General features: G+C 57.6%; 16 protein-coding genes and 1 riboswitch. Of the genes, 7 read left to right on the top strand and 9 right to left on the bottom strand.

Annotated elements, in window-relative coordinates; all coding sequences use genetic code 11:
• Nucleotides 1–1,000: 1,000 nt before the first annotated feature.
• From E4K65_RS34870 to E4K65_RS34855, 3 genes are all read right to left on the bottom strand, one after another.
• Complete coding sequence (locus tag E4K65_RS34870) at nucleotides 1,001–1,738, bottom strand: carbonic anhydrase (protein ID WP_135177988.1); 738 nt, start codon at nucleotides 1,736–1,738, stop codon at nucleotides 1,001–1,003.
• A 10-nt stretch (nucleotides 1,739–1,748) separates the two neighbouring features.
• Nucleotides 1,749–2,444 (bottom strand): thermonuclease family protein, encoded by a 696-nt coding sequence (locus E4K65_RS34865; RefSeq protein WP_235885840.1) that lies wholly within the window; start codon nucleotides 2,442–2,444, stop codon nucleotides 1,749–1,751.
• A 1,819-nt stretch (nucleotides 2,445–4,263) separates the two neighbouring features.
• The gene (locus E4K65_RS34855) at nucleotides 4,264–4,953 is read right to left on the bottom strand and encodes a nodulate formation efficiency C protein (RefSeq protein WP_235885839.1); all 690 of its coding nucleotides are present in this window, start codon (nucleotides 4,951–4,953) and stop codon (nucleotides 4,264–4,266) included.
• Between the two features lie 1,073 nt (nucleotides 4,954–6,026).
• Nucleotides 6,027–6,228, top strand: a riboswitch (cobalamin riboswitch).
• 104 nt (nucleotides 6,229–6,332) lie between these two features.
• Between E4K65_RS34855 and metE the strand changes: the two genes are divergently transcribed.
• Complete coding sequence (gene metE, locus E4K65_RS34850) at nucleotides 6,333–8,678, top strand: 5-methyltetrahydropteroyltriglutamate--homocysteine S-methyltransferase (protein ID WP_135177985.1); 2,346 nt, start codon at nucleotides 6,333–6,335, stop codon at nucleotides 8,676–8,678.
• A gap of 766 nt (nucleotides 8,679–9,444) precedes the next feature.
• Here the strand turns inward: metE and E4K65_RS34845 are convergent.
• The 6 genes from E4K65_RS34845 to E4K65_RS34815 all read right to left on the bottom strand — a co-directional run bounded on the left by E4K65_RS34845 (nucleotide 9,445) and on the right by E4K65_RS34815 (nucleotide 14,877).
• On the bottom strand, nucleotides 9,445–9,858 hold the full coding sequence (locus E4K65_RS34845; RefSeq protein ID WP_135177984.1) for an oxygen-independent coproporphyrinogen III oxidase: 414 nt from the start codon (nucleotides 9,856–9,858) through the stop codon (nucleotides 9,445–9,447).
• A 778-nt stretch (nucleotides 9,859–10,636) separates the two neighbouring features.
• Nucleotides 10,637–11,236: a hemerythrin domain-containing protein gene (locus E4K65_RS34840; RefSeq protein WP_135177983.1), complete on the bottom strand. Its 600-nt coding sequence runs from the start codon at nucleotides 11,234–11,236 to the stop codon at nucleotides 10,637–10,639.
• Nucleotides 11,237–12,133: 897 nt separating this feature from the next.
• Nucleotides 12,134–12,739 (bottom strand): response regulator FixJ, encoded by a 606-nt coding sequence (fixJ, locus tag E4K65_RS34830; RefSeq protein WP_135177982.1) that lies wholly within the window; start codon nucleotides 12,737–12,739, stop codon nucleotides 12,134–12,136.
• Nucleotides 12,740–12,913: 174 nt separating this feature from the next.
• Nucleotides 12,914–13,081: a hypothetical protein gene (locus E4K65_RS48950; protein WP_235885838.1), complete on the bottom strand. Its 168-nt coding sequence runs from the start codon at nucleotides 13,079–13,081 to the stop codon at nucleotides 12,914–12,916.
• Nucleotides 13,082–13,400: 319 nt separating this feature from the next.
• Nucleotides 13,401–13,754 carry a PAS domain S-box protein gene (locus tag E4K65_RS48945; RefSeq protein ID WP_235885837.1) on the bottom strand — a complete coding sequence of 118 codons (354 nt, stop codon included), beginning with the start codon at nucleotides 13,752–13,754 and terminating at the stop codon, nucleotides 13,401–13,403.
• 556 nt (nucleotides 13,755–14,310) lie between these two features.
• Nucleotides 14,311–14,877, bottom strand: a complete 567-nt coding sequence (locus E4K65_RS34815; RefSeq protein WP_135177980.1) for a hypothetical protein — start codon at nucleotides 14,875–14,877, stop codon at nucleotides 14,311–14,313.
• 1,090 nt (nucleotides 14,878–15,967) lie between these two features.
• Here E4K65_RS34815 and E4K65_RS34810 point away from each other — a divergent pair.
• From E4K65_RS34810 to cysN, 6 genes are all read left to right on the top strand, one after another.
• Complete coding sequence (locus E4K65_RS34810) at nucleotides 15,968–16,195, top strand: hypothetical protein (protein ID WP_126261847.1); 228 nt, start codon at nucleotides 15,968–15,970, stop codon at nucleotides 16,193–16,195.
• Between the two features lie 836 nt (nucleotides 16,196–17,031).
• On the top strand, nucleotides 17,032–17,343 hold the full coding sequence (locus E4K65_RS34800; RefSeq protein WP_235884902.1) for a hypothetical protein: 312 nt from the start codon (nucleotides 17,032–17,034) through the stop codon (nucleotides 17,341–17,343).
• 688 nt (nucleotides 17,344–18,031) lie between these two features.
• Nucleotides 18,032–18,220 carry a hypothetical protein gene (locus tag E4K65_RS34795; RefSeq protein ID WP_126261845.1) on the top strand — a complete coding sequence of 63 codons (189 nt, stop codon included), beginning with the start codon at nucleotides 18,032–18,034 and terminating at the stop codon, nucleotides 18,218–18,220.
• Between the two features lie 1,850 nt (nucleotides 18,221–20,070).
• Nucleotides 20,071–21,225, top strand: coding sequence for a nodulation protein NoeE (noeE, locus tag E4K65_RS34790; protein ID WP_135177978.1), 1,155 nt, complete (start codon nucleotides 20,071–20,073; stop codon nucleotides 21,223–21,225).
• 268 nt (nucleotides 21,226–21,493) lie between these two features.
• Complete coding sequence (gene cysD / locus E4K65_RS34785) at nucleotides 21,494–22,393, top strand: sulfate adenylyltransferase subunit CysD (RefSeq protein ID WP_135177977.1); 900 nt, start codon at nucleotides 21,494–21,496, stop codon at nucleotides 22,391–22,393.
• Nucleotides 22,393–24,276, top strand: coding sequence for a sulfate adenylyltransferase subunit CysN (gene cysN / locus E4K65_RS34780; protein WP_135177976.1), 1,884 nt, complete (start codon nucleotides 22,393–22,395; stop codon nucleotides 24,274–24,276). The genes cysD and cysN overlap by 1 nt, the downstream gene beginning before the upstream one ends.
• Nucleotides 24,277–24,351 lie beyond the last annotated feature (75 nt).

Here is a 24,351-nt window from a genome sequence, read left to right as displayed (position 1 = left end):
TTACGGCAAGGTCGCGGATCTCGCTGACGCTTAACGTCAGGCAGGTTGATATATCCGATGTGATCGATGCGTTGGGCCGAAGAGTCTAGGGGGCTAGGTGCGCTGACCGCGACGGCGATCATCAGGCTGATGTCCGTATCGGCAAACGATCCTCAAAGGTGCACGTCGGCGCGCGAAGATGCGCCTTTCCGATACGTACTTCGGAGATCCCAATGACAAGACCCGTCTGCGCAGGGCCAGGAAAGCCCTTTTTTGATGGCACGTCAAAGCGTGGGTCCATAGGTGACCGCCAGGCTTGACGAACTGAGGCGATTACAAAAAGAGTGTTTTCCGCTCGAGCCGATGGTTCGCAGTTGTCGTACGCCAAGTGTCTCTTTATGCTGGTCCAAGGTACAGGCCCAAGGTACAGGCCCAAGGTACAGGCCCACGGCAGATGCGACGAGGCTGCTTGTCCGACACTGCGATCTCCCAAATGGCTGATGCAGGAGAGCCCGTCCGATGCCGACGCGAGTAGCAGTTTTCTTTACATCGGTCGGCTGGGCAGTCGTCGTGGTCGTAATTCCGCTCTTTTTGATCTTCGGACCTGGCTAAGGCTGGTGATCATAGTAGGACCATAAGCGGCTTGCGGGGCGCGGGTGAGAGCCTGCCGGAGTTGTCACGTGTTCCGTTAGGCCGAGAGCCCAGACCCTGCATGCCTCGCACCGCGATCTAGCGCTTGCACCACCTCTGTTGGTCTAGCGCATTAACGCGCAGTCATGAATACTGTCGGCCGCGGTATGAGTGTTTCTTGGTGCTGGCCTCGCGTTGCCAATATGAGCGCGTAGAATGCAAGGAGAATCAAGAGGCCGCGCATACCAAGGGTCTTCCCGAAGCTATGACAATTGTGGAGCGGATTGTATTCGGTGCATTTGATGCAGCCGATGCACGAGTGAATTACCGGAATTCGACCGAAGCTCTGCAACAGGCCGCAAACGATAGCGGGCCGCCGAGGGTGCCAGCGTCAGCTCAGCAACTCGACCCTGCCGGTGTCGAGCCGATACAGGCCCCCGACGACCTTTACTCTGTTCTGCTCAACTGCCGCGTTCAGAATCGGCCCCGTCGATTTTAGTTTGTTGACGTTATCGATTACATTTTGTCGGGTTGCTTCGGCGAACGTGTCACCGGTTTGCTGGCGAGATCCTTTTACCGCAGGCGCAAGCGCGGCAACGAGGGATGAAATGTGCCCCGGCGGCGGCTTATCGTCGTGGAGCGACTTGATCGTGGCGTCTATCGCACCGCAATGATCGTGGCCAAGTACCAGGATCAGCGGCGTGTTCAGCACGGCCACCGCATATTCCATACTGGCGAGCGTGTCATCGTTGACGAAGTTACCGGCGAGGCGGCAGACAAACAGATCACCAAGTCCGCTGCCGAAGACAAGTTCAGGCGCCACGCGAGAATCGGCGCAGCTCAGAACCGCGGCATATGGATTTTGCCCATCCACCAAAACCTGACGCTCGCGCTTGAAATCGTCGCGTCGTGATACGCCCTGGACATAGCCATCGTTCCCTTCCATTAGCCGCTTCAGGGCAGCCTCCGGCGAGATCAGGTCATTTGGCTTGGGCGGCGCTTTTGCTTCCCTTGCATCGACAATGTTGTTGCCACCCCGTAGGCAAACCGCCGAAACGGCGAACAGCAACAGCAAGCGGCGCGAAGGCGCGATCTTGGTCAGATAGGTCGGAGAATGGCCTGCCTTCATGCATCTCACCTCATCGCGCGGCTTTACGCCACCCGGTGGCTTCGGCTTCCGCTTCGCTGCAGAGCCAGCGTTCACCGGGATTCGTCATGTCGATTTGTTCGTAACTGAGTTGCCCGGGCAGGTGATAAATGCGCTCGCCATTGCGGCCCACAGTGCCTTTTATCACACACTCGGACGAGGGCGGGTCCGATAGCAGCGCGGATCCGAGCAGGAGTGCCTGAGCGTCGACCGGAACCGAGCTCGCGCCGATGATGACCGTCCCCTTATTGCGGCGACGCCAGTCCCAGGGGGCGATGAAGGCCCCCGACCACAGCCCCGCACAGGTTTTGCTCGCCACAACTTCATAGATGACGTACGGACCCGACGAGAGTGCCCAACCGGAGCGCACCATCCAGGCGTTCACGTCCTCGCCTTCTATGAAGCAACTGCCGCGTGACCTGCCATATTCATCACCTCCTGTGGTATGACAATCCCACGTTCGTCCGTTCGAATGTTTGATCAGCTCGTCGCGGGCGGCTATGCCGCAAGCCCATTTCCGACCGTGGGCGTCGAGGCAAATCTGGTCAGTTTCGGGAGCTTCAATGCCTGAGAGCCGAAGCTTGGATCGCTCGATCTCGATCGTATTTCCGTCGAGGATGCGCGCAGGACCGCTGAGCTTCGCCGCGCAGACCGGAGATGTGATGACAGCGAACAATGCAACCATCATTACGCGGTGTCTCATCCCGACAATAACCTCTCGCTCTCGATCCATGTTCACGCACGATCCGGCGCCGCCGCATTCGACTGCTTAAACGCTTGTCCGCTATTCGGCCGCATCTTTCGACGCTTGGTCTACGAAAGCGTGGCCTTCATTTCCAAGCTACGACCTGACGCTGCGTGAGGTTCAAGCGATTTCTTCCGGTGTGCGTGTCGCGGTATCCTTAGCCTCGTCGGTCTCTCTCACTGGGCGCGTACTGCACCCTCTCGACCTGAGGAGGAGATCCGACCCGCTCGGCCGCGAACTTGCTATGGGGAGAAAAGCCAAGCCTCGAACGCTGTTTTCTCACGCGCTTGAAGGAGAAGAAGTCGCCTGTGAATCTTGACATCGAGTGGAAGTCAGGCGGGGAGGAGCAACCTGGCTATGGATTGTGCCAACCTGCATCGGCAGACAGAAGGCTGCCGAGACGGTTTCAGCGAGGGGATGACATTTCGCTGTAAATTCTTGTCAGGAAAAGATTGATGCTCGAAGGACATCTGGTCTCGCTTCCTCTGAAAACTGGAAAGGCGCCACGGAGTTCAGCTCAACGCTCGCTGCGTAAATGAACCGGTATCGCTTGCGCAAACCGCCAACCCCGAGCCCTCTTTTGGAGAGCCAGGCCTTGATGCCAATCGCATTGTGGCTTTTCGCACCTCTGCGCTGCACCATGACCGTTCGTTGTGCTGCCGCCCCGTTCGTAGGAGAACCCGATTGTCATGACCCAGGCGGCGCGACTGGCGGCCGCTCTCTCGTAGTGCGTTTCACCGCGACACATGTGGAGATTGACCCAGCAAGCCCGGTATGAGGGCGTGCGTTTGCGCCAGAAAATGTCAAACGGCAACCTCCGTGGCTTCGTCGTATACGCACCGGACGAGGGGTAAGCCGCCCGCGTGTTCGGACGGTCGGGAGTGCCATCCTGATGCCATTCGGTGCGAGGCGTCAATCCACAACATGGTTCCGCCATTGCGGCACTTGGGCAGGTCGCTCTGGTGCGGTTTAGCCGACTCAAGCTACAAATCATTCTCAACGACCTCACTACACAATGGGAATCAAATGGCTGCAGCCCCCCAGGAATTGCCGGTCTCTTCTTACGCGCTTGAAGTGAATGGCCGACTTAGAGCCGAATTCGCAACCAGAGACGGCGCCAGGGCAGGCGGAGCAGAACTAAAGAAGCGTTTTCCCTTGCTTCAAGTCCGGATCTATGACGCGCAGACGAATGCGCGCGAGGAAATCTAGCGCCGACTCAGTTCGGTCCTCGATGCCTCGCGCACGGCTCCGGGGCTCCTCGCCGAGGGACCTCGCCGGTGCTCAGCGGGCATGCGAGCCCGCTAACACTGTCCCGTTACCCTTTTAAAGTTTCGTCGCAGCATTCGATCGTGCCGCCTCGGTGTCGGCATGCTCACCAGCCCGGGCGCGATGCGCCGCGTGCACGCCGGATCGGGCCCGAGGCATCTCCATGTCCCGTCCCTTGAGGAGTAGCATGGAGAGCTGGTTCCCCGGCAGATTGTTATCCTCTCACTGAGTCGGGGCAAAATTTTGCTAGCTGGCACGTGCCGCTGCGGCCAACTCCTAGCAAAACACCCGAGTAATCGTGCTGCCCGATTTTTCCTGACGGGCTGAAGGCTGCGGGAAAGGCTCGCGACTGCTGCGAAGGCGTAAGCACCGAGACTTTCGAGCTGAATGTCTTGCAGTTGCTCTGAGGCGTTCGGCGGTAAAGAAGCTGCGGCGCGATCTTGCTCTGCCCGACCGTTTACCAAGCGCTTTCGCTCCTCTCTTACTATTCCCGTTCCTATGGCTCCATGCGAGCGAACCAGGAGCCAGGAGGAAAGGCCGCGATACGCTTGGCAAAGGGGGATTGCGGCTCCCAATCTTGCCCTTCGCTCTTCTCGAAAGTGATGACCCCGTTGTATGTAAAAAAACGGGGTCCTGGGATATCACAGTTCACCAAAAGCAAAGCGCGCCACAGATCACCCTTCTCGGTCGGCTTGTCCTTCTGCTTCGGCAAGTAGTCCACTTCAACAGGTTCAACGATAGTGCAGCGGCCCTGCCGCAGAAGATCGCCGAGGCGGCCTTGCGTGGTCGTCACAAAGTTGAAGTTGCTCGGATCATGCAGAAAGCCAAGATTTGCGTCCCTTTCACTCTCCTTGACTTCAGTGGCGATCAACGAGAGTGCTAGGGCGTGCCAGCCCAATTCGATCGGCTTTGCATAGGTCGACGCAAGTTGAAACGTGCCGTCGAGCGCGATCCTCCAGGTGATAAAGTACGGTTCGTCTAATATATCGTCAGGGTGTCTGGTCCACAAAACGAAAACATAGTCGTTTTCGTCAAGTTGAGCGACGCCCCACATTCGAGGGACGAACTGTGCCACCTTCGAGACGTTGGAGATAATTTGTTCTATTGTCTCACCGTCTTGCGCTCGCCACGTTGACTTGAATCTTTCGATATGGGGGCTCTCGATGGCGCGAACACTGTTGCTCATCGCAGCCAGCCCGACCAGGCAGATCAGGGGTCGACCGAGACAAAACCATAACGCGCGTCTTCTAGACACTGTTCTCATAACTGCCGGCCTATTTGGTGTCATCCACACGTCATTCCAAAGCGCGCAACCTTCGACTTGTTATGCGCGAGCGCAAGAAGTTAGCGGCGACGCGACGGGGAGACCGATGGTGTCCCGTGCGAGCAGGCGCTCCCCTCTATGTCACGCGCCACTAACTTCACTGCCGGCGACAGCCTCAAGTTGCTGTGCTGGACATGCCCAGCAGGAGGAGACTGGGCATGCCGAAGACTTGCATTCTTCGTGCCAGGTAATACACGGCAATTCGCACCGCTTTTGTGTCCTCTTTGTCGACTTTCCGACTGGTCAATGTCTCGATGTTTCCGTTCAGCGCTATCCAGCCCGGCTTATGCATCCTCGTCCCGCACCGGATCGTTCGATGGCGCAGCGGAACACCTCGGTACCAAGCTCCTGATGAGAATTGTTTGCCGCTATTGAACCGTTTGGTTCGGCATCGTTGCCAGAATGTGGCTTTCGATCTCTGCCATGCGTTTGGCCATTTGCGGCCATCGGCCATGGTGCGTCTGCCGCTCCTATCGCGACATGCGGCGCTTCGAGAATAGCCTCAGTTAGGAGCGCTTTGCACTCGATGGCGACGAGGCGAAACCGATCTTCACCGCCGAACATTTGGAGTCTTGCTGAACCGCACATCAACGTGCTGGCCGGGTATGTTGCTGGCTTCGCCAGCTTGGGCCTGTTCAACACGGATCCTGTTGGCCGAGAAGGTGGCTGGATGGTGGACTTGCTCAAAGAACCGCTGAGAAGCCGGAGATGCGTTCTGCTCGAGGCAGCAGTCCCGACCGGGCAAGCCGCATTTGTCCCTTCCACCGATCTGGCGTGCGGCCCGCAGGCAGCTGCGATCGTCATTCCGATATTGCTGACTTGAAAGCGCTTCTACATCGGCTCAACGCATCAAGATGCGCGGTCATTCGCGTAGCGGATGTCGCAGCACCAGCTTGAGACATGATCTGAGAGGTTGACGGAAGACTTGTCTTCTCGATAATCCAAGTCGTCGAGGTTCTCCGGTCGCACTTGATCCGGAGCTAAGAGGGAAGCCGGTGAAGATGCCGGCGCTGCCCCCGCAACTGTGAGTGGCGAGCCGCTGTCCAACGATGTCACTGAAGCCTGCGCGGCTTCGGGAAGGCCGGACAGCAGCGATGACCCGCGAGCCAGGAGACCTGCCCCGACAATATATTCGTCCACGGGCGGGGTGTCCCGGTGGTGCGCCAAGCAGCCGTCGCACTGCGCGACTTCCCCTGCCTGCGTCCGCCATGGCCTTCTGCCCCCAACACGGGGTTAACGCTATGTCTCTTCTCTCCCTTCCCGTTGCCACGCTCGGAACGCCACGCATCGGTCCAAGGCGCGAGCTCAAACTCGCTCTAGAAAGCTACTGGGCCGGAAAAAGCAGCGAACAGCAGTTGCTCGAGGACGCAGCTGGCCTGCGTGCCGCGAACTGGGCTCGTCAGAAATCTATCGGCGTCACGGTCATTCCATCAAACGATTTCTCGCTGTATGATCAGGTGCTCGACACAAGTGTCATGGTTGGCGCCATCCCGGAGATCTACGCCTCAAAAGCCGAATCCGTTTCGCTGAAGACGTACTTCGCCATGGCCCGCGGATCACAATGCGACGATCAGGATGCGAGTTGCGGTCACGGACCGCGCGGATTTGGCGCACCCGCGCAGGAGATGACCAAGTGGTTCGATACCAACTACCACTACATGGTCCCCGAGTTTCGCAGAGGACAGACTTTCAGGCTATGCTCTCGCAAGCCGATCGAGGAGTATGAGGAAGCCAAGGCCCTTGGCTTTCAGACCCGCCCTGTCCTGATCGGGCCGGTCACATTCCTAAAGCTCGGCAAGAGTCCCGATCCTGCGTTCCAGCCACTCTCACTACTGAATGAACTGTTACCGGCCTATATCGAGGTTCTGCAGGAATTGGCCAAACGTGGAGCAAATTGGGTTCAGTTCGACGAGCCCTGCCTGGTTCTTGATCTGGATGAGAGGGCGCGGCAATCTTTGCGACATGCCTATGATCGGCTCGCCAAGGAGGTGCCGGCCATCAAGATCTTAGTTGCCAGCTATTTCGGCGACCTCGGGGACAATCTGAAAACCGCGTTGAGCCTGCCAGTTGCCGGACTACACCTCGACCTAGTTCGAGCGCCACAGTTGTTGGACCAGATCATCGCTGGCGGCCGAAGTGATCTCGTCATGTCGCTCGGTGTCGTCGACGGCCGGAATGTATGGCGGTCGAATTTGTCCTCGCTGCGCCAGCGGCTCGAACCCGCGATTGCGAAGCTCGGCAAGGACCGTGTACAGATTGCCCCATCCTGCTCGCTGCTTCATGTACCGGTCGATGTTGAACTTGAAACCGGGCTCGTTTCCGACGTCAAGAGCTGGCTTGCTTTCGCGGTCCAGAAGATGCGGGAGCTTGCGATCCTGGCGCGGGCACTCGCAGGCGACCAGAATGTTGCGCCAGCTCTTGCCGAGTCGGAATGTGCCGCGACTGTTCGCCGGACTTCGCCGAAAATCCGTGATGCTAATGTCGCTGTCCGGATGAAAGCGATCGATCAGACCATGCGTCGGCGCGCGAGCCCATTTGCCCGTCGTGCAGAGATCCAAAGCAATCGTTTCGGGCTGCCGGCTTTCCCCACCACGACGATCGGATCGTTCCCGCAGACCACAGAGGTCCGGAATGCGCGTGCGGCGCATGCGCGGGGCGCGATAAGTGACGAGCAATACGACAGGTTCCTCAAGGAGGAGACTGCGCGCGCCGTACGTTGGCAGGAGGACATCGGTCTCGACGTCCTCGTGCACGGCGAGTTCGAGCGCAATGACATGGTGCAGTACTTCGGCGAGCAACTTGCCGGCTTCGCATTTACCAGGAGCGGATGGGTGCAGTCCTACGGCTCGCGCTGCGTCAGGCCACCGATCCTGTTTGGCGATGTAGTGCGCTCGAAGCCTATTACCGTGGACTGGTGGCGCTACGCGCAATCATTAACGAGGAAGCCGATGAAGGCGATGTTGACCGGTCCGGTGACGATCTTGAACTGGTCCTTTGTTCGCGATGATATTCCCAGAAGCGAGGCCTGCCGCCAGATTGCGCTCGCGATCCGAGACGAAGTCCGCGATCTCGAGAATGCTGGTGCGACCATGATCCAGATCGACGAAGCTGCACTTCGAGAAGGATTGCCGTTGCGTCGATCGGAGTGGACGGCTTATCTCGACTGGGCCGTGGATTGCTTCCGCATCTGCTCATCGGGCGTCGCTGATCAAACGCAAATTCATACACATATGTGCTACTCGGAGTTCAACGACATCATCGGTGCGATCGCTGCAATGGACGCGGATGTAATCTCGATCGAGACGTCGCGCTCGAAAATGGAACTACTCGACGCGTTTAGGAACTACGAATACCCAAATCAGATCGGGCCGGGCGTGTACGACATCCACTCTCCACGCGTTCCGGAGACGGGCGAAATGAAGGAGCTGATGGCGTTGGCTCTGACGCGGCTGCACGACTCGCAGCTCTGGGTCAATCCGGACTGCGGCCTGAAGACGCGCAACTGGGAAGAGGTCCGGCCGGCGCTAGCGAACATGGTCGCTGCCGCCCGCGAGCTGCGCGCTGCATTCGATCCGCCAGGCCGTTGATCCGGGCTTGGGTCTCTTCTCATCGAGGTGGTCATTTGCGCGCCCGATAATGGAGGTAGCACTGGGAACAGAAAAAATGCCCGGTCCCGCCTAGGCGGGCCGGGCGAAAGTCTGGAGGAGCGACACTGACGCATCGCTGAGCCGAGTTGAAGCACAAGCTCAGCGTAGCTCAATTATGCCGTGGTATGCCACCGTATAGTCTGAGGTTTATATATCTACGCCAAGGTTTGTCGCTCATGAGCGCGTCGGGAACGACTACACGGCAACGAGGGGCAGTGATGCGGGGCGGTCACCGCAGGGCACCCACCGCAAACTCGGTGCGCTTTCCTGCTTCGAAACCGCACGGACACCGGCGAGACGATACGGCAAACCCGGCTCCAAGGATCTCGTAAGCATAGGCAATGCATGAGCGGTTGCTATTGATTTGAACCTGGCCTAAGGGGCAGTCCTTGGTCCACCGTTTCCATCCCATAGCCGGGTTTCGGCTTGAGCCTCTGGTGAGAGTCTGAGACCGGACCACGCGGAGGATGTCACGAGCTTGAAGATGCGGCGGTGCCGATAGGGTGCTCCTGAGCCGTGAGCGTGGTCCTGCCCCAATATAGGCCAGTTAACTGAGCGATTTCGGATCTGACCCGACTCGGGTCGGCGCACAGAGTTAGACCGCCCCGCTATGTGTAGCCCCGCGCGGCGGAAGATGAGCGTCGGACGCCGAGGCGACGCTCCGGGCCAGGAACTCTGCGCCATCAACGATGGAGAGCAGACGATCTCAATCACCACGACGCCATCCGTGATAAGGCTGTCGATTCGAGAACGATCGACGGTGGCGAACTTCGATCCAGAGCGTAACGACGGAATGCCTCCAAGAGATCGACTGCCATGACGCACATGAGTCGATCGTGATCTCGGCACGGAAGCGATCCTCCTGCCTCAGCAAACAGCCCTTCCCGGCGGTGAGCCGATCCCCGGCGATACGAGCAAGGCAGTCATTTGCCGAGATAGCGTTCCCGTCAAGCCCTTGTTGGATGCGCTCGATCGCGCTGGCGCCGAGATCAATCCGCGCAATCATCAGTGTAGCCCTGAAAATTGCGCTTAGCCTGTCTTCGTGCCTGGCCCCGGCAAGACTTTCGTGGCGCACGGCAAAGTGATCGATGCCGACGCGTATGGATCCAGCATCAACCAAAAGCTTCCGTGATCCTTTCGAATTGGAGGTAGTCCTCGACGCTGTCGAGCGGAGTGAATTCGTCGATTTTGCGTTGTGCTTCTTGAATGCAGGAATGTACGGGTAGCTGAATCCCGAAAGCCGACCCGGATGCAATTCGGGGCATTTGCTCGATTTCAAGGCACGAAGCGGACTGTCCGGTGGGGCTACGCCATACAGCTAAAGGACTTAAGCCAGGCTTGATAATCCAACTCGCGAACTGACGCTGAGAAATGCGAGGACGTCGGATATCTGGTGTAACGTGGGAGCCCGTGCGGGCGGCTACTGGTCGTGGCCAGCGACGTCAAGCGCCATGCTGTTGGTGCTGAACGTATCCGGGCTTGCCAGTGCCGCCCAGTTGGCGTGCAGTGGGTCGAAGCGGCTGCCGTCGGATGAGTCGGAACGTCCCGGGTTGGGTCAACGCGTGGAATTGCTTCGCGCGCACCCGCGCGGCCGCAATCGTCTGTCCTTATCTGGCCGTGGACATGGGGGGCGTCCGTTTCGCGCGATATCACTGCGCAACTGCCCGACCTGAGACCGTCACATTCTGGAACATGCCGGACCAGAGCTCAGGAAGACTCCGGCGCGCCTTTGCACCGGTGGTCGAGCAAGCGATTATATTGCCCAAACGCTGTTTTGGCGGTACGGCAGCCTACGTGCCCGCGAGCCCCCCATTTTCATTTTGACAGGATGAACATGAGGTCCACTTACTGTTGTGAAACGGCAGCGATCAGTACAGCCCGTCCATCTCGGCGCCGTGTCACTGAGGGGCGGCCTTGGGGCACGCAAGCGCGACCGAGCTCCGTTCGGCCTCAGCTTCTTGCTCCAATTGCAGAATATGCGCTCTTAGCGCATCGGAAGTTGCTGCCGCTGTCTCGCTGAACAGTGGATCTCCATGATCAGTGTGACCGGAAGCGATTTCGGTCCAATCCTGAGCCGAGAGAGCCTTCAGAGCTGCCGGAAAGAAATCTCGTTCTTCCCACTTCATGTGGTGCCGCTCGCGTACTATAAAGTCGCGTATGATATCGCCGACGTCCTGCCGAAAAAGTTCACGATCCGCGAGGATGGCGTCAATAGCCCGCGCGAAGTGGTGCAAACGGTCGACGACTTCCTGGTGTTCAAGCGCGAGATCGCCGACGATTGCAGCTGCATCCGGATCGCGAGCCTTGAGCTTGGAAAAAATCAAGTCTTCCTGTGGATGATGGTACACCTCGGGATAAACCTCGAAATAGCTGATAATCGCGCGAATGACCTCATAATCAGGACGGATCCCTTTCTCAAAAATCTCCACTTCGCGTTCAAGAGCGACCAGAAGCAGATCAATGTTGCGATGCTCTCGAAGCAAAAGATCGATAATCATTGCGGTGCTCCTGGAGGCACAATGTAGGCTGGAAGCGTTTCTGCGGCTCAGAAGATCTCCTAAGCCGAATTCGGCGTCCTTCGCTGCGCCGCGTTCGTCCGCGCCGTTCGACGCGAAAAAGTAGCGCGCTCCGATTTGAGCTGGCGTATAGCAACTTAGCCGAAGTGTTGAAGTTGCCCGCGCAAGACGCTGGTCCGATGGCGGCAGCTCTTGGTAAAACTGGCGGCCTAGGCGTGCATGGGGGACCCTATCTTGCGAACGTCGATGTGACGCAGATTGTCTGTTCCTGACGAACTGGGAAATTTGGTTGTTTTCCCTAGGTAGAAGCCCCTAAGTATTTATACGTAAGTCCGATGAGGAGGGCGTCTTGAATGGGGCCGGCGCGGTCCCTTGGTTGCTCAAACACGGATCGATGTACGGCGGCCGACCTCATCGACGGGCTTGATGATCATGCGCCTCCAACCCATGCCATCGTTTGATTTCGAAGACCGAAGTGAAGTGACTGTCGCCCAGCCGAGCGCAATGACCGAATGATGGCCCTCTCGTAACCGATTGCCACAGCGTCAAGATGCGCACTCGTTTCCAATGCGAAGAAAATCGAACCGTTCACGGAAACCCGCACCGGGAGCTCCGTTGGAGGATGGACCAATATATTGCCAAACTATGCCGGTCTTCGGGCGGCAAGATCTGTTGTTCATCGGAGCACAAATTTGGGTAACGCAATTGATCTGCTTCATGCGCCGTCGTGATTCCAAGAAACCAGCAGCTTGTGTTGCATCAATAGCCACCACCGAAAACATGATCGGCTCCGCGCTGTGCACCTGACAACCTCCGTTCGTCGTCAGGACTGCGCAGCTTGAATGCATGAATAGGCCATTCGCACCAAGTGCGTCCCTGCTAGAGTCCCGCGGTAATGGCGATCCGCATCAACTCGGACATGCTGCGGACATTGGCCTTGGCCATGAGGTTTGCACGGTAAACCTCGACTGTCCGAGGACTAATGCCCAGATCATGGGCGATCACCTTGTTGATCTTGCCGGCTAATAGTCCCTGCAGGACGTCACGTTCGCGCGAGGAGAGGTCCGCGAGGCGGGCTTCCGCCTGCAGCTTCGCTGCGTCATCGGCGGGTTTCGTTGGCCGCGCTTTCAAAGCACTATTGATCGCACGCAACAGCACCTTCTCTTCGAACGGCTTTTCGATGAAATCGACCGCACCCGCTTTCATCGCTTTGACTGCGAGCGATACGTCGGCATGAGCAGTTATCAAGATAACCGGGCAGTCGACGCGATTGGCCTTCACTTTTCTGACCAATTCGAGACCGCTCATACCCGGCATACGGATGTCTGACACGATGCAATCGACTGGACCGCTCGCGACGTCATTAAGAAAGGCGGTTGCCGTCTCATAGGTTGCTACGTAGAAACCGTTAACATCAAGAAGAAACGCGAGCGAGTCCCGTATTGCGGCGTCATCGTCGATCACAAGAATTCGCCGCCCAATCATGTCTCTTCGCTAAGCTCCGCAAATGCCGTCTTAAGGATCGTGCTGCCACTCAGAGTCACTTCCGCGACGATATGGCTGCCATCTGACTCGATGATCGTCCGGCAGATTGATAACCTCACACCCATGCCATGGCTTTTGCTCGTGACAAAAGGCTGGAACAGTCGGTCGGCGATATCAGCGCTTGATGCCGGGCCCCTTATCAGCAACGGTATACGTGTCGACGTTGGCAACTTCACGGCGCGGGCAGGAAGTCATGGTCTCGATTTCATTACGTATCAGGTTTAGCGCGACCTGCTGAATCTGGATCTTGTCTACAATGATGTCGCGGTCGCTGCGGGTCATCACGCGTACGCCTTACTCCTTGGGACCGACTAGGGCCAAGGCCACAGCTTCTTCAAGGAGCGTGAGCGGCTTCTCCACAGTGTGCTCGCCCCTGGAAACGAAGTCCCGCGGGCGCTTGATGATATCTTTGGCGCGTAGAGCGTGTTGCGCGGCGCGTTCGAGTGCATCACCATTGCAGTTGGCGTCCGGCGCGGTGCGCGCGAGCGGAGCCTTTGTGTCCCGCATGCAGTTTGTAATTGCGGAGAGCGGCCGGTTGATCTCACTGGCAATAGACGATGCCATCTCACCTATGGTGGTCGGTCGCGACACGTGCACGAGTTCAGATTGTAGCTCTTCCAACCGCCGTCCCTGCGCCCGCCTCGGTGAGGTTTCGGATGAAACCGGTGAAGAACCGTTCGGCGCTCACTTTGGTCTCACGGACGGAGTTCGAGCCGTCGCTCCGTTCGCCGGCCACGATGCGGCCGATGCCAATGATGTGCCGCTCGCCGTTGGTCAGACAACGTTCGATGTAGCGCCCGTGCTCGACGCGGTAGAGCTGCGGCCTCAACCTCGATACATTCATTCCGACCACGTGAGAGCAACCAAGTAAACGCACTGCTAAGGCGCTGAACGAGCGAATGATCCTCTTCTCAATCACGATCATGGCGCCCGCGAATTCCGCGGTATCGATCATGGGTGCGGGATTAGGCCTTTCACAGGAAAGATCACGCCGATCATGAGGCTGCAGAGCGGGGAGCGACGTTAGCCTGGGCCGCAGCCGCGACGAAAGCGGCAAAACGAGGACTGGAAGGTAGATGTTCATGAACGCGAGGTCATGAACAAATGGATTTAGCGCCAGGCAGAGCATGAGAGCTAGCGCGTCGGCGGCCGCGGCAGCGCCATAGGCTTACCAGACGTGGTCGGACATCTTTTCTGGGAGACGCTATCATTCGATCGACTTTTCATTGTTTCCCACGAGAGGCCACCGGAGCAGAATGCGCTTCAACTCACACCAATGTATTGCGCGGGATGGCCGCAGCTATCTGGGCCATATGCGCCAGTGCGTCGGCTGCACGGCTATGTGTTCTCCGGTCTTGGCATTGATCCAGCCGCTGAAGGCCCGCCGGCAAGGAAAGACCACCCGGTGAATGGTATTACCCTCGATCACGGCAATCTCCAGATCCCGATTCGAGGGCGGTGCCGTTTCGAGCCGCTCCCACGTCAGGTCGCCAGTAGATCTTGCACGGTGTTCATCGCTGCTGGCTGACAAATTCAGGCAACCTTCTGAACACTTCGCACGAGATGGCTTGGCCGCCGCGAGCAGGCTCAGCGCAATATTGCCGAAGCGGCGCGCTCTCGATTGCGCCAGTCGCGGCCGGGCTTTTGTCGGCCGTGGCGCCGTTGAACCTGTCGTGCCGGGACATGATCGGCTCGCCAGCCGAGATATTAGGATTGGCGCTGCGAAGCAACTCCCGGGCTTCGGTCGAATCAATGTGGATCAGCTCAAGACGTCGGCGGCTCGTATTAACCCCTGTTCTGCAGAAGTTTAACTGGACTTCCGCCCCCGCAGCCCGACCTGCGGCGGAACGAATGTCCCTGTGGTCTGTCATTTCGAACATCCCTTGTTCGTGGGAAATCTCCTTGTCCCACGTCGGCAGCGTGGGGCGCTCGGTTCTGATGACGTCAGCCACACCATTCGGATAAGCCTGGCTTCGCTCGGCGCCGATCATCGCGCCCGTACGCGGGTCGATGAAGTGGACGCCTAGCACGCGGCGCAGGTTGTTGTGTGCAGTCATCGGCACGCCGCTTGGGTACATCTGGCAGCGCTCCTTGAACTGAGTCGCCGGTATCTGGACATGAAAAGCTGATGGCGCATCATGTCTCTCTGTCTGCCATGTGTGTGATATTGGACAGGAAGCTTACTTCTATCAGTAGGCAGTCGCCGCTGTATTGATACAGGTCAAAAAGAGCTGATGCGCGTCCAGAATGGCCGAGCTCGAGCTGCGGCTTCGAGCCGCATAAGCTTCATTGGCAGGCGACATGCCCAAGTCGAGCGATCCGCCGCGACCTCGCGTGGTCCGCAAACACGTAAGCGTGTAGCCTGGTTGATTTGATGCGCACGCTCGAATAGGCCACGACAGCATTTGTCCCAGTGCTGCGGTAGCCGGCAAGCAGATCGTCGATTGATCGCTTGCCTCGCATTGTCGGTGGCCTTGCCGGGCAGATCCCAGAAATGGGCTTTGGCGCTGAAGTCCTGACGACCTCGGCTCATCGAAACGTCTGCTGCGACAAGCGTGGTCATCGGCTTTGCTCTCGCGGCCGCAGCATGGACCGTCAGAAGGGAGATCGGGTCGGTTCGCCGCATGGCCCACGATCACGTGCGCGTAGGTTTCGCCATCGATAGCCGCGGCCGCCGGCGCGGGTCAGAAATGGCTTTGGCCGGTGACTGGCGCAATGACCTGGTGTTTGCGGAGACGCCTCCTGAGACCACCAAGTACCGCGTGTAAAGTTCGCGGCCTCTCGAATCTCGGTATTGCCGGCGGTTGGGTATGGGATCGATCGTGATCAATAGTCGGCATTTCTGGCGTGACGGCGCATGCCGCACTCAATCGTCTGTTCAAGACATTCCTCGAGTCATCGGCGACTCAATTTTGTTGGTCGAGGGCATGAGCAGACCAGAACGCGTTACCCCGCGGCTCACAACGGAGTGCGATCCGCGCAGCTGGACAAATAGATCTCGCGTGGTCTGCGGGACAACGGGAGCGCTCGGGCGGCGATGCCAAAGTTTCAACAGTACTCAATGAAGGAGCGGACAACCTCTTGGGATGCTGCTTGAGGCAGATCAAATACGCCTGTGGCGCGAGTAGGCAGAATGGTGGATCAGGAAACCCACAAGAAGAGCGTGTCATGCCTTCATTTAATGTTCGGTTCATTAAGACCGTTTGTGACGATACCGGCCACGAACATCGTGCCTGTCAGGCAGCGTTCAAGGTCGATGCTGCCTCATTGAGTGCTGCTGCACAGCAGGCTGAGGCCGATTTCTGCAAGCAAAAGAGTGTCCGCGATTGGACGGTCTTCGCCGATGTGATAGAGCTTCGAACCCCGCCTGCATTGCCGCCGGTATGGGCTGGTTAGCCTGACTTTCGCGCGGGAAGTCCGCGAATTGAAACGTGGGTCAATCTGTAATGTAAGCGTGATCCCCGACAGGCTCGCGTCGACCGTCGGTTCGAGTACAACTGGTGATGCTGGCGTCAAGTCGGCGGGCGGTCGTCTCACGACACCTAAGAGGATCTGTTTGCGATAATAAGGCGTCCGACGGCTCCTGTATTCTCGGCGATGCGGAGCACGTGAAGGAGCAGCGGGATTGCCCCAGGCACGCTCAAGTACGGGCGAATTTTGCAGAAAACTCGCGTAGAGTCTTTGAGCGCAACTGTTGCTTCGATGTCACCAAATGTATAGACCGGCGATCTACGCTCGTGTCAAACGAGGACGACATGTTCGATATTTATTTGAATGGAAGACGCGATCTTTTGGTCGTTCCGCGAGGGTTTGCGATCCCCGTGGGGTTGGACGGCAGTTGGAAGCGAAAGAAGCGGGCGGTGCGTTTAGTGAGCGATGTCATTCGGCAAGATGTGCAACAGCGCGGGTACCACCGACGTAGTTTGATCTCAAGTCGATCAAAGACGGCAGTCGAGACCTCGTCACACGCTTAGCCAACGCGGTTACCTACGCTGACCCATGCTTCAAAACGCTCTGGGCAGGATGTCGCCGATGCCGTTGAGAAACTTGCTTACGGCGAAGCCGTTGTGCGCTGGCGACCAGGCAATGCAGGCTGTCGTCGACGGCAGGTGGGTATCCTGCTTCATTAGGCTTATGGCGCAAGGTTTCTTTTGAAAAACGACAGGACGGCGCTGTGGCTTCGCTCAGGATAAGTATTATGGAGCTTTTCCTCGACTCGATGGCGTGCGCGCGTGAGTTTTCAGCTGTCCATACTGAAGATACTTGCCGGCCAGCCGCACGGACGGGCGAGCATCGAAGTCGTTAAACAGTATTTGGCGATCTATTACAGCAGCGGCCCAGAGTGGCCGGCGCGTATGAAGCGCATCGCGAGCCGCGCGCCGCAACTCGATATTTTCGGCCAAAGGCTGGTCGAGCGAGAGGCCGGGTGCTGGATTATCACCGACGAGGGAAGGAAGGCTCTTGAGAGGCTCGAACTGCTAGATCTGGGTGCTATGCAGGGGCAGGTTGAGCGGAAGACCGCGCAAGAGCCCGAAGATGAGTAGCCACCGATGGTGTCTTAGCAGCTGCCAACGAGCGCGCGCAGAAAGCGTTCCTTGGCAAGCGATTGAGCCGGCGCAAGGGTTATCAGCCTGACGGCTTGCCGCTCAATCCCTTGGTGATGGCCACCTACCCCGATTAGGTCGCGCAAGTGCAGTTTGGAGATAATGCAGTGGCTAGTGGTACTGTGAAGCGGTTCAACACGATCAAGGGATGATATGGCTTCGTCCAACCTGAGGATGGAGGACCTGATGTCTTCAAGCACTTCGATGCCTTGAGCTGCTCCCGGACGATGGACACGAAGGCGACACCGATCTGGTATTCTCTCGCGCCCCGAGGGAGCTCTGGCACTTACTAACGAGCGCGCGCTAAATCGCCGTGAGGTGACCATCGCAAGAGACCGTCACGATGTGTCATAGGGCGTCGGTGTTTGATCGCTCTAGGCATATACAAATCACGGACCGTCCTGCTTAGCTTCGAATAGAAAGACGTCGAGTGGGCTGCATTCAATAACGAAGCCTCTCAACACAGCGTCTGTGCGAAGTTTATCAACAGGTGCAGTAGTCCAGACGCCTTGTCTTCCGAAAGCATGACCGAGCTAATAACTGGCGCGAGTTCCGATGACTGTCCGTTTTTAACGGTCGTCGCTCCGAAAAAACTATGCTACAAGCGCTCCACTCAGAAGGAGCATTCATGGTGAAAAAAGCAACCAAGAAACGCGTTAAGCGGCGCGAGTGGACGAAGGCGGATATCAAAGAGCTCAAAGTCCATTCGAAGGCTCGGACGCCGGTCATAAAAATAGCAAAAATGACCAAACGCAGCGTCGGCGCGCTACGCCAGAAGGCCTTAAATCTCGGAATCGGACTCGGGCATCAGCGTTAACTCAGAAACGCTGGCTAATAGTGCGGTAGGGCGGCTATTGCACATTGGCTTTGCCGACCCGCGCTGAGAGAGTTTTTCACGCACGTGCTGGATGGCGTTCAATGTCGCGGAACGGGATCCGTCGTCTCCCTATCTTTGATCATTGTTTTTGCAAGGCGCTCTCGACAGCCGCTTGCAATGTATGATTGCCAGTGAAGACATAGTCTTAGCCCGCGATGGGGCCAAAACGCCCAGTCCTAGGCGCGTTACTTTGAGAAGATGGGCCAGTCGCACACGAATCCCCTATACGCCGAATCTAGTATTCGTTCGGCCATCAGCTTCTTCAGCTTCGACGAGCAGTCTACGCGCTGGGCCGAACACATCGGCTGACCGCTTTAGCCAAATGGAAACAAACTCGCGAATGGGGCATCCTCGAAGCTCATGCTAGGCTAAAGTTTGGGTGTAAGCGGACCTCGCCGAGCCTGTTGGCTAGCTGGAGCTCCGAGGCGATATGGCGCGCTTAACAGCAATTGAAAAAGCGCTCTGTTAGCTTGATAGATGGCGGCCGAGCGGTTACGGCCTGAACCCGTCATCACCTGAGCGCCCTCGGCGTTGTGAACGAACCACAACCACGTTCGACCGCGCTGCTTCAAGACATATTCGAAGGATGGGAGACTCATGTTAGCGAGCTCCATTTCTGACAGTCGTGCGTTTGATCTTCTGAATGCCAGAGCGGGCCCTTTCCAGGCGAAGCCTCAGTGTAGCAGCCCTGGGAATGAACTCGCTTGATCGGTCAACGCCACTTTCATCAAATGCGAGCTCATCCAGCGCTGCCTGTCGTGGCTCCAAAGTCGCGAGATGCTTGCGCGTTTGGCCGTCAGCGACATCTGTCCGCCGGGCATCGTTTGCGGAGGACTTACGCCGCAGCAAACCGTTTTTCTCTAGCAGCTTAGAGTGGGTTGTCACAAAGTAAGGGCCGACGTGCATCAATCGTGATACCAGGTTGAACGGTACACCCTTTTCTTTTGCCCAAATAGGTTAAAGCCATCAGGATCATCCACCGTAGCCGAGTGATGCCAAGCACATTTAATTTGGCAAGTTCTTGGAGCGCACGGATCGATCTGATCTCCCACATAAATGACCGGACAATCTCGTCTCCGTCAGTAGAGATGCGGCCAACCGCGCTTGCTGGATCTCCGGAGGCATCTTAAGTCAGGTTCCATCGTTTACAAGCCTCCTTAGCGCCGATTAGGGAGGGCAACGCGCCAAGAGCAGGAAAATCAAATATTTGGTATAGTTCGGACGGATGGGCTGGCGTACAACAGGCTGGCCGGAGCTACGGCTCAGTGTCTTGGCGGACCAAGGGCAGCATTCACGGTTGCGCCGGGAGCGATACGCGCTGACAAGATTGCTGCACCTTGCCAAGTGAGATGTCATGGTCTGCTTCTTTGCCGCGCTCGCCGAGCTGATCGCTCTTTTGCCGTACTTCTTTGGTGTATGCGGAGCATCAGCCAGGTGCAGGTCGCATTTACGTCTTCAATGCCTCAGCAACAGGAAGCTTGTGATTATACGTAACTTCCATGTGCCGCGGGCGGTCTTCGGCAAACGTCCGTATAGTACGTTCCAACCTTCCCATATCCGCAATCAATCTTCGTGCAATTGAGCTGGCGCGCGACTTCGTTTCAACTGTCGAGCAATCGAGGATGCGATTGCAGTGTCCTTTGATCCAGCCGATCGATCAAACTGAACGGTTCTCAAGTCATGAGTGGCAGACAAAATTCTTGTCGTTTTAGCGCTTTGCGGCTGGCTTTGTATCGCTCCATCGAGCGAGCGCCGATAGGGTTCACTTTTCAAGCACGAAGGTCTGAACGATGAGCGCTGGTTTTGGCCGTTCGCCTGCGGTGTGCTTTCTCCTCGGTCTTCCACGGTCTGGGACGACACTCCTGGCGCATTTGCTCCAGCACCATCCAGACATTCTGGCTTCGCCTGAACCCTGGTTGATGCTGGCGCTTGAATCATTTGGCAGGGTGGATCAGCGCCATCCGGCGGGTAGCTCACTGATTGAGGCCGCGACTTCCGAATTCCTGGGGCGGATAGATCGCACGATCCCCAGCCGCGCTTTCGCCGATGCAGCATATAATCAGTATCTGGCACAAGCGGGCAAGCGCATCATCCTAGACAAGACACCACGCTATTGGATGGCGCTTGAGTTTCTTGAATCTGTTTATCCAGAAGCGCCACACATCCTTCTGATGCGAAATCCCTATGCCATCGCGGCTTCACTGAAATCGACGTGGGGCATCCCACTGCACGCAGAATGCTCGCATCCGGTCAGCGTCTCCAGTCTCGTCGATCTCATGCTCCGTCTGCCCGACGGCATCATAACTCCACTCGCCGATTTGGTTCTGGGCCTTCCCAAGCTCGCCGCGCACCGCACTCGGCCGCACACACAGTTCGTCCAATACGAACTGCTCGTGGCGCATCCGGACGAGGAAATCCGGCGTCTGTTGACTGGGCTCGGCTGTGATCCTGCGGCCGTCGCATCGGCGGGGATGAGACAAGCAGATTATCTTCGATCGAGCAGCTTCGGAGACCGGAAAATCTTGGAACGAAACGCCGTCGATCAAAGCTCTGTCACGGCATGGCAATCTCAATTGAGCGTGGAAGAGATGCAAACCGTGACCGATCTTGTCGGCGCCGAGCTTTTGCTAGAACTCGGATATGAGCAGGAACTGGTACATGCACGGCAAGCCGGAGTCCTGGATAGGGGAGGGGAGGTAACCGAACTTTATCGTCAGATGTTCCGAACGTGGTGGGATTTGCGAAGTACCAAGCCGGGAGCATTATCCGGCCCATCTCGCGCTGGAGAGCCGGGCCACACGATGGCTGCCCAGTTGCAAGAGACGCTGTTGGCGTCAGAAGCTGATCGAGCTGCGGAGCTGGATGGCATTCGCAACTGCGACGCGGCTATTGAGATGTTGCGAGGCGAAGTCGCTCGGCTTGAGCGGATCCTCAATTTCCGCTAGGGGATCTGAATGGTTGCGAACAAAACACGCGGGTTGATTTAGCCAAGATCCTTAACCCGCACGAGCTGATCTCCCGATCAGGTGTGACGCAGGCGCCGGCGGCACCAGCGGCCTAATGCGATATGCTCCCGCGTCTGCAAGTCGCCTGTAGGGTTGAGCTATTTGAGCCATGCGTCGTGGCCGGTCGTTTCAGCGGCGGATATCCCCACGCTAGCCTGGAGCCATAGAGCGGCGAAGAACAGAGATCCTGCATCGAAAAAGAAGACTTATGCTACCGAAACATCTGCGCCGCCTCGAAGCTGAATCGATTGAAATCATGCGTGATGTGGTCGCCGAGTTCAAAAGGCCGGTCATGCTTTACTCGATCGGAAAAGACTCAAGCGTAATGCTGCACATTGCGATCAAGGCGTTCTATCCTGCAAAATTGCCTTTTCCCCTGCTTCACGTTGACACGACCTGGAAGTTCCGCGAGATGATCTGCTTCCGGGACGCGACAGCCAGGCGACTCGGCCTCAACCTGATCGTCCATGTCAACAAGGAGGGCATCGCGCGCGGGATCAATCCGATCGCTTCCGGCTCCGCGCTCCATACCCAGGTGATGAAGACCGACGCGCTGAAGCAGGCGCTCGACCTCCACGGATTTGATGCCGCCTTTGGCGGAGCGCGGCGCGATGAGGAAAAGAGTCGCGCAAAAGAACGGATACTCTCCTTTCGTTCGGCCGGACACGTATGGGACCCCCGTAACCAGCGGCCGGAGCTCTGGAGCCTGTTCAACACACGGATCCGCCAGGGCGAGACCATGCGCGTGTTTGCGATGTCAAACTGGACCGAGCTCGAGGTGTGGGAATACATCATGCTTGAGAAGATTCCGGTCGTTCCGCTCTACTTCGCAAAACAAAGACCGATAGTGCGTCGAAATGGTGCGATGATCATGGTCGATGACGAGCGATTGCCGCTTAACGGCGACGAGACGCCGGAAATGCGGATGATCCGTTTTCGCACGCTTGGATGTTATCCTTTGAGCGGGGCTATTGAATCCGATGCGACGACGATCGAAGATATCGTCGCAGAAATGCAGACTGCGACTGTGTCGGAGCGCCAGGGTCGCCTAATTGATACCGACGAAGCCGCTTCAATGGAGAAGAAGAAGCGGGAAGGCTACTTTTGATGTGTACGAATCCGGCAACGGAACTGGTCCCGGCCAGGACAAAGGATCAGCTGCGATTCATCACATGTGGCTCGGTGGACGACGGCAAATCGACGCTGATCGGCCGATTACTGCACGACAGCAAGATGATCTACCACGATCAGCTCACGGCGCTGGAACGCGACAGCATCAAGCATGGTAGCACCGGCAATGACATCGACTTCGCGCTGCTCGTGGACGGGCTGGAGGCCGAACGGGAGCAGGGCATCACGATCGATGTCGCCTACCGCTTCTTCACGACGCCGCGGCGCTCCTTCATGGTGGCCGACGCTCCCGGCCACGAGCAGTATACCCGCAATATGGCTACCGGCGCCTCGCATGCCCAGCTCGCCATCATCCTGATCGATGCCCGCAAAGGCGTGATGGTTCAGACCCGCCGCCACTCCTTTATCTGCTCGCTGCTCGGCATTCGACATGTCGTGCTGGCAGTGAACAAGATCGATCTTGTCGGATATGACAAGGAGCGCTTCGATCGGATCGCCCGTGACTATCTCGCCTTTGCCGCCGGTCTCAGCTTCACCTCGATTGTTCCGATCCCGATCTCGGCCCGCTACGGCGACAACGTCGTGGACCGCTCCGCTCATGCCAACTGGTATCATGGTCCCTGCCTGCTCGAGCATTTGGAGAGCATTGACATCCAGTCCGGCACCGCAAGCCAAGCTTTCCGCTTTCCCGTCCAATGGGTAAACCGGCCAAACCCGGATTTTCGGGGTTACGCCGGGTCGGTGGCTTCCGGGAGGATCTCGACAGGAGACGAGATCGTTGTCGCTGCGTCGGGGCGGACCACGCGCGTCAAGCGGATCGTGACCCACGATGGTGACCTTGTCGCCGCCGAAGCCGGGGATGCGGTTACCATTACACTAGAAGACGAAATCGATATCAGTCGTGGCGACATTCTGTCGCGACCGGACGACCGACCGAAGGTGGCCGACCAGCTTGCCGCTTATGTGATCTGGATGGACAAGGAGCCGCTCGCTCCCGGACGCAATTACGTCCTGCGGATTGGAGCGCAGACGATTTCTGGCAGCATTACCACAATTAGGCATCGAATCGACGTCAACACTTGTCAGCATCTGGCCGCCGGGACGCTTTCCCTCAACGAGATCGCCTTCTGCGATGTTGTGACCGCAACGCCCGCCGTATTCGATCCTTACGACCTCAATCGAAAGACCGGATCATTTATCGTCATCGATCGTTACACGAATTGTACGGTCGGAGCCGGCATGATTGCCTTCCCGCTACGGCGGGCCACCAATATTGCTAGGCAAGCGCTATCCGTGGACAGGAGGGAGCGCGCCGCGCTCAAGAATCAGAAGCCTTGCGTCATCTGGTTCACTGGCCTGTCTGGCGCGGGAAAGTCGACAATTGCCAACCTTGTTGATCAAAAGCTGTCTGCGATGTCGCGGCATACCATGCTGCTGGATGGCGACAACCTCCGGCACGGATTGAACGCGGACCTCGGCTTCTCGGAGACGGATCGCGTGGAGAACATCCGGCGTGTCGGCGAAGTTGCCAAGTTGATGGCGGACAGCGGCTTGATCGTGATCTGCTCGTTCATCTCGCCCACTAGGGCCGAACGGGACAGCGTGCGCAGCCTGGTTGGCAAGGAAGAGTTCATAGAAGTCTTTGTCGATACGCCGCTCGAGGAATGCGCGCGGCGGGACCCAAAAGGCCTGTATTCAAAGGTGAAATCCGGCAAGATCAAGAACTTCAGCGGGATCGATTCGTGCTACGAAGCACCAACTACATCAGAGGTTCATCTCAGGACCATGGAGCAGACCCTAGAGCATTCAGCGGAAGCGGTAGTGGATGTCTTGATGGCGCGGTCAATTCTTGATGGTTAGAGGTCCCTCGCGTCGCACCATCGATTCGCACAATATCCCGCAGGCTCGGCCAAAGCGATCCAGCTCAGGCGAACC

The organism is Bradyrhizobium niftali (genome assembly GCF_004571025.1).
Classification (GTDB): Bacteria; Pseudomonadota; Alphaproteobacteria; order Rhizobiales; family Xanthobacteraceae; genus Bradyrhizobium; species Bradyrhizobium niftali.
The sequence above is the reverse complement of the archived record's forward strand: the minus strand, read 5'-3'. Positions and strand labels throughout refer to the sequence as shown.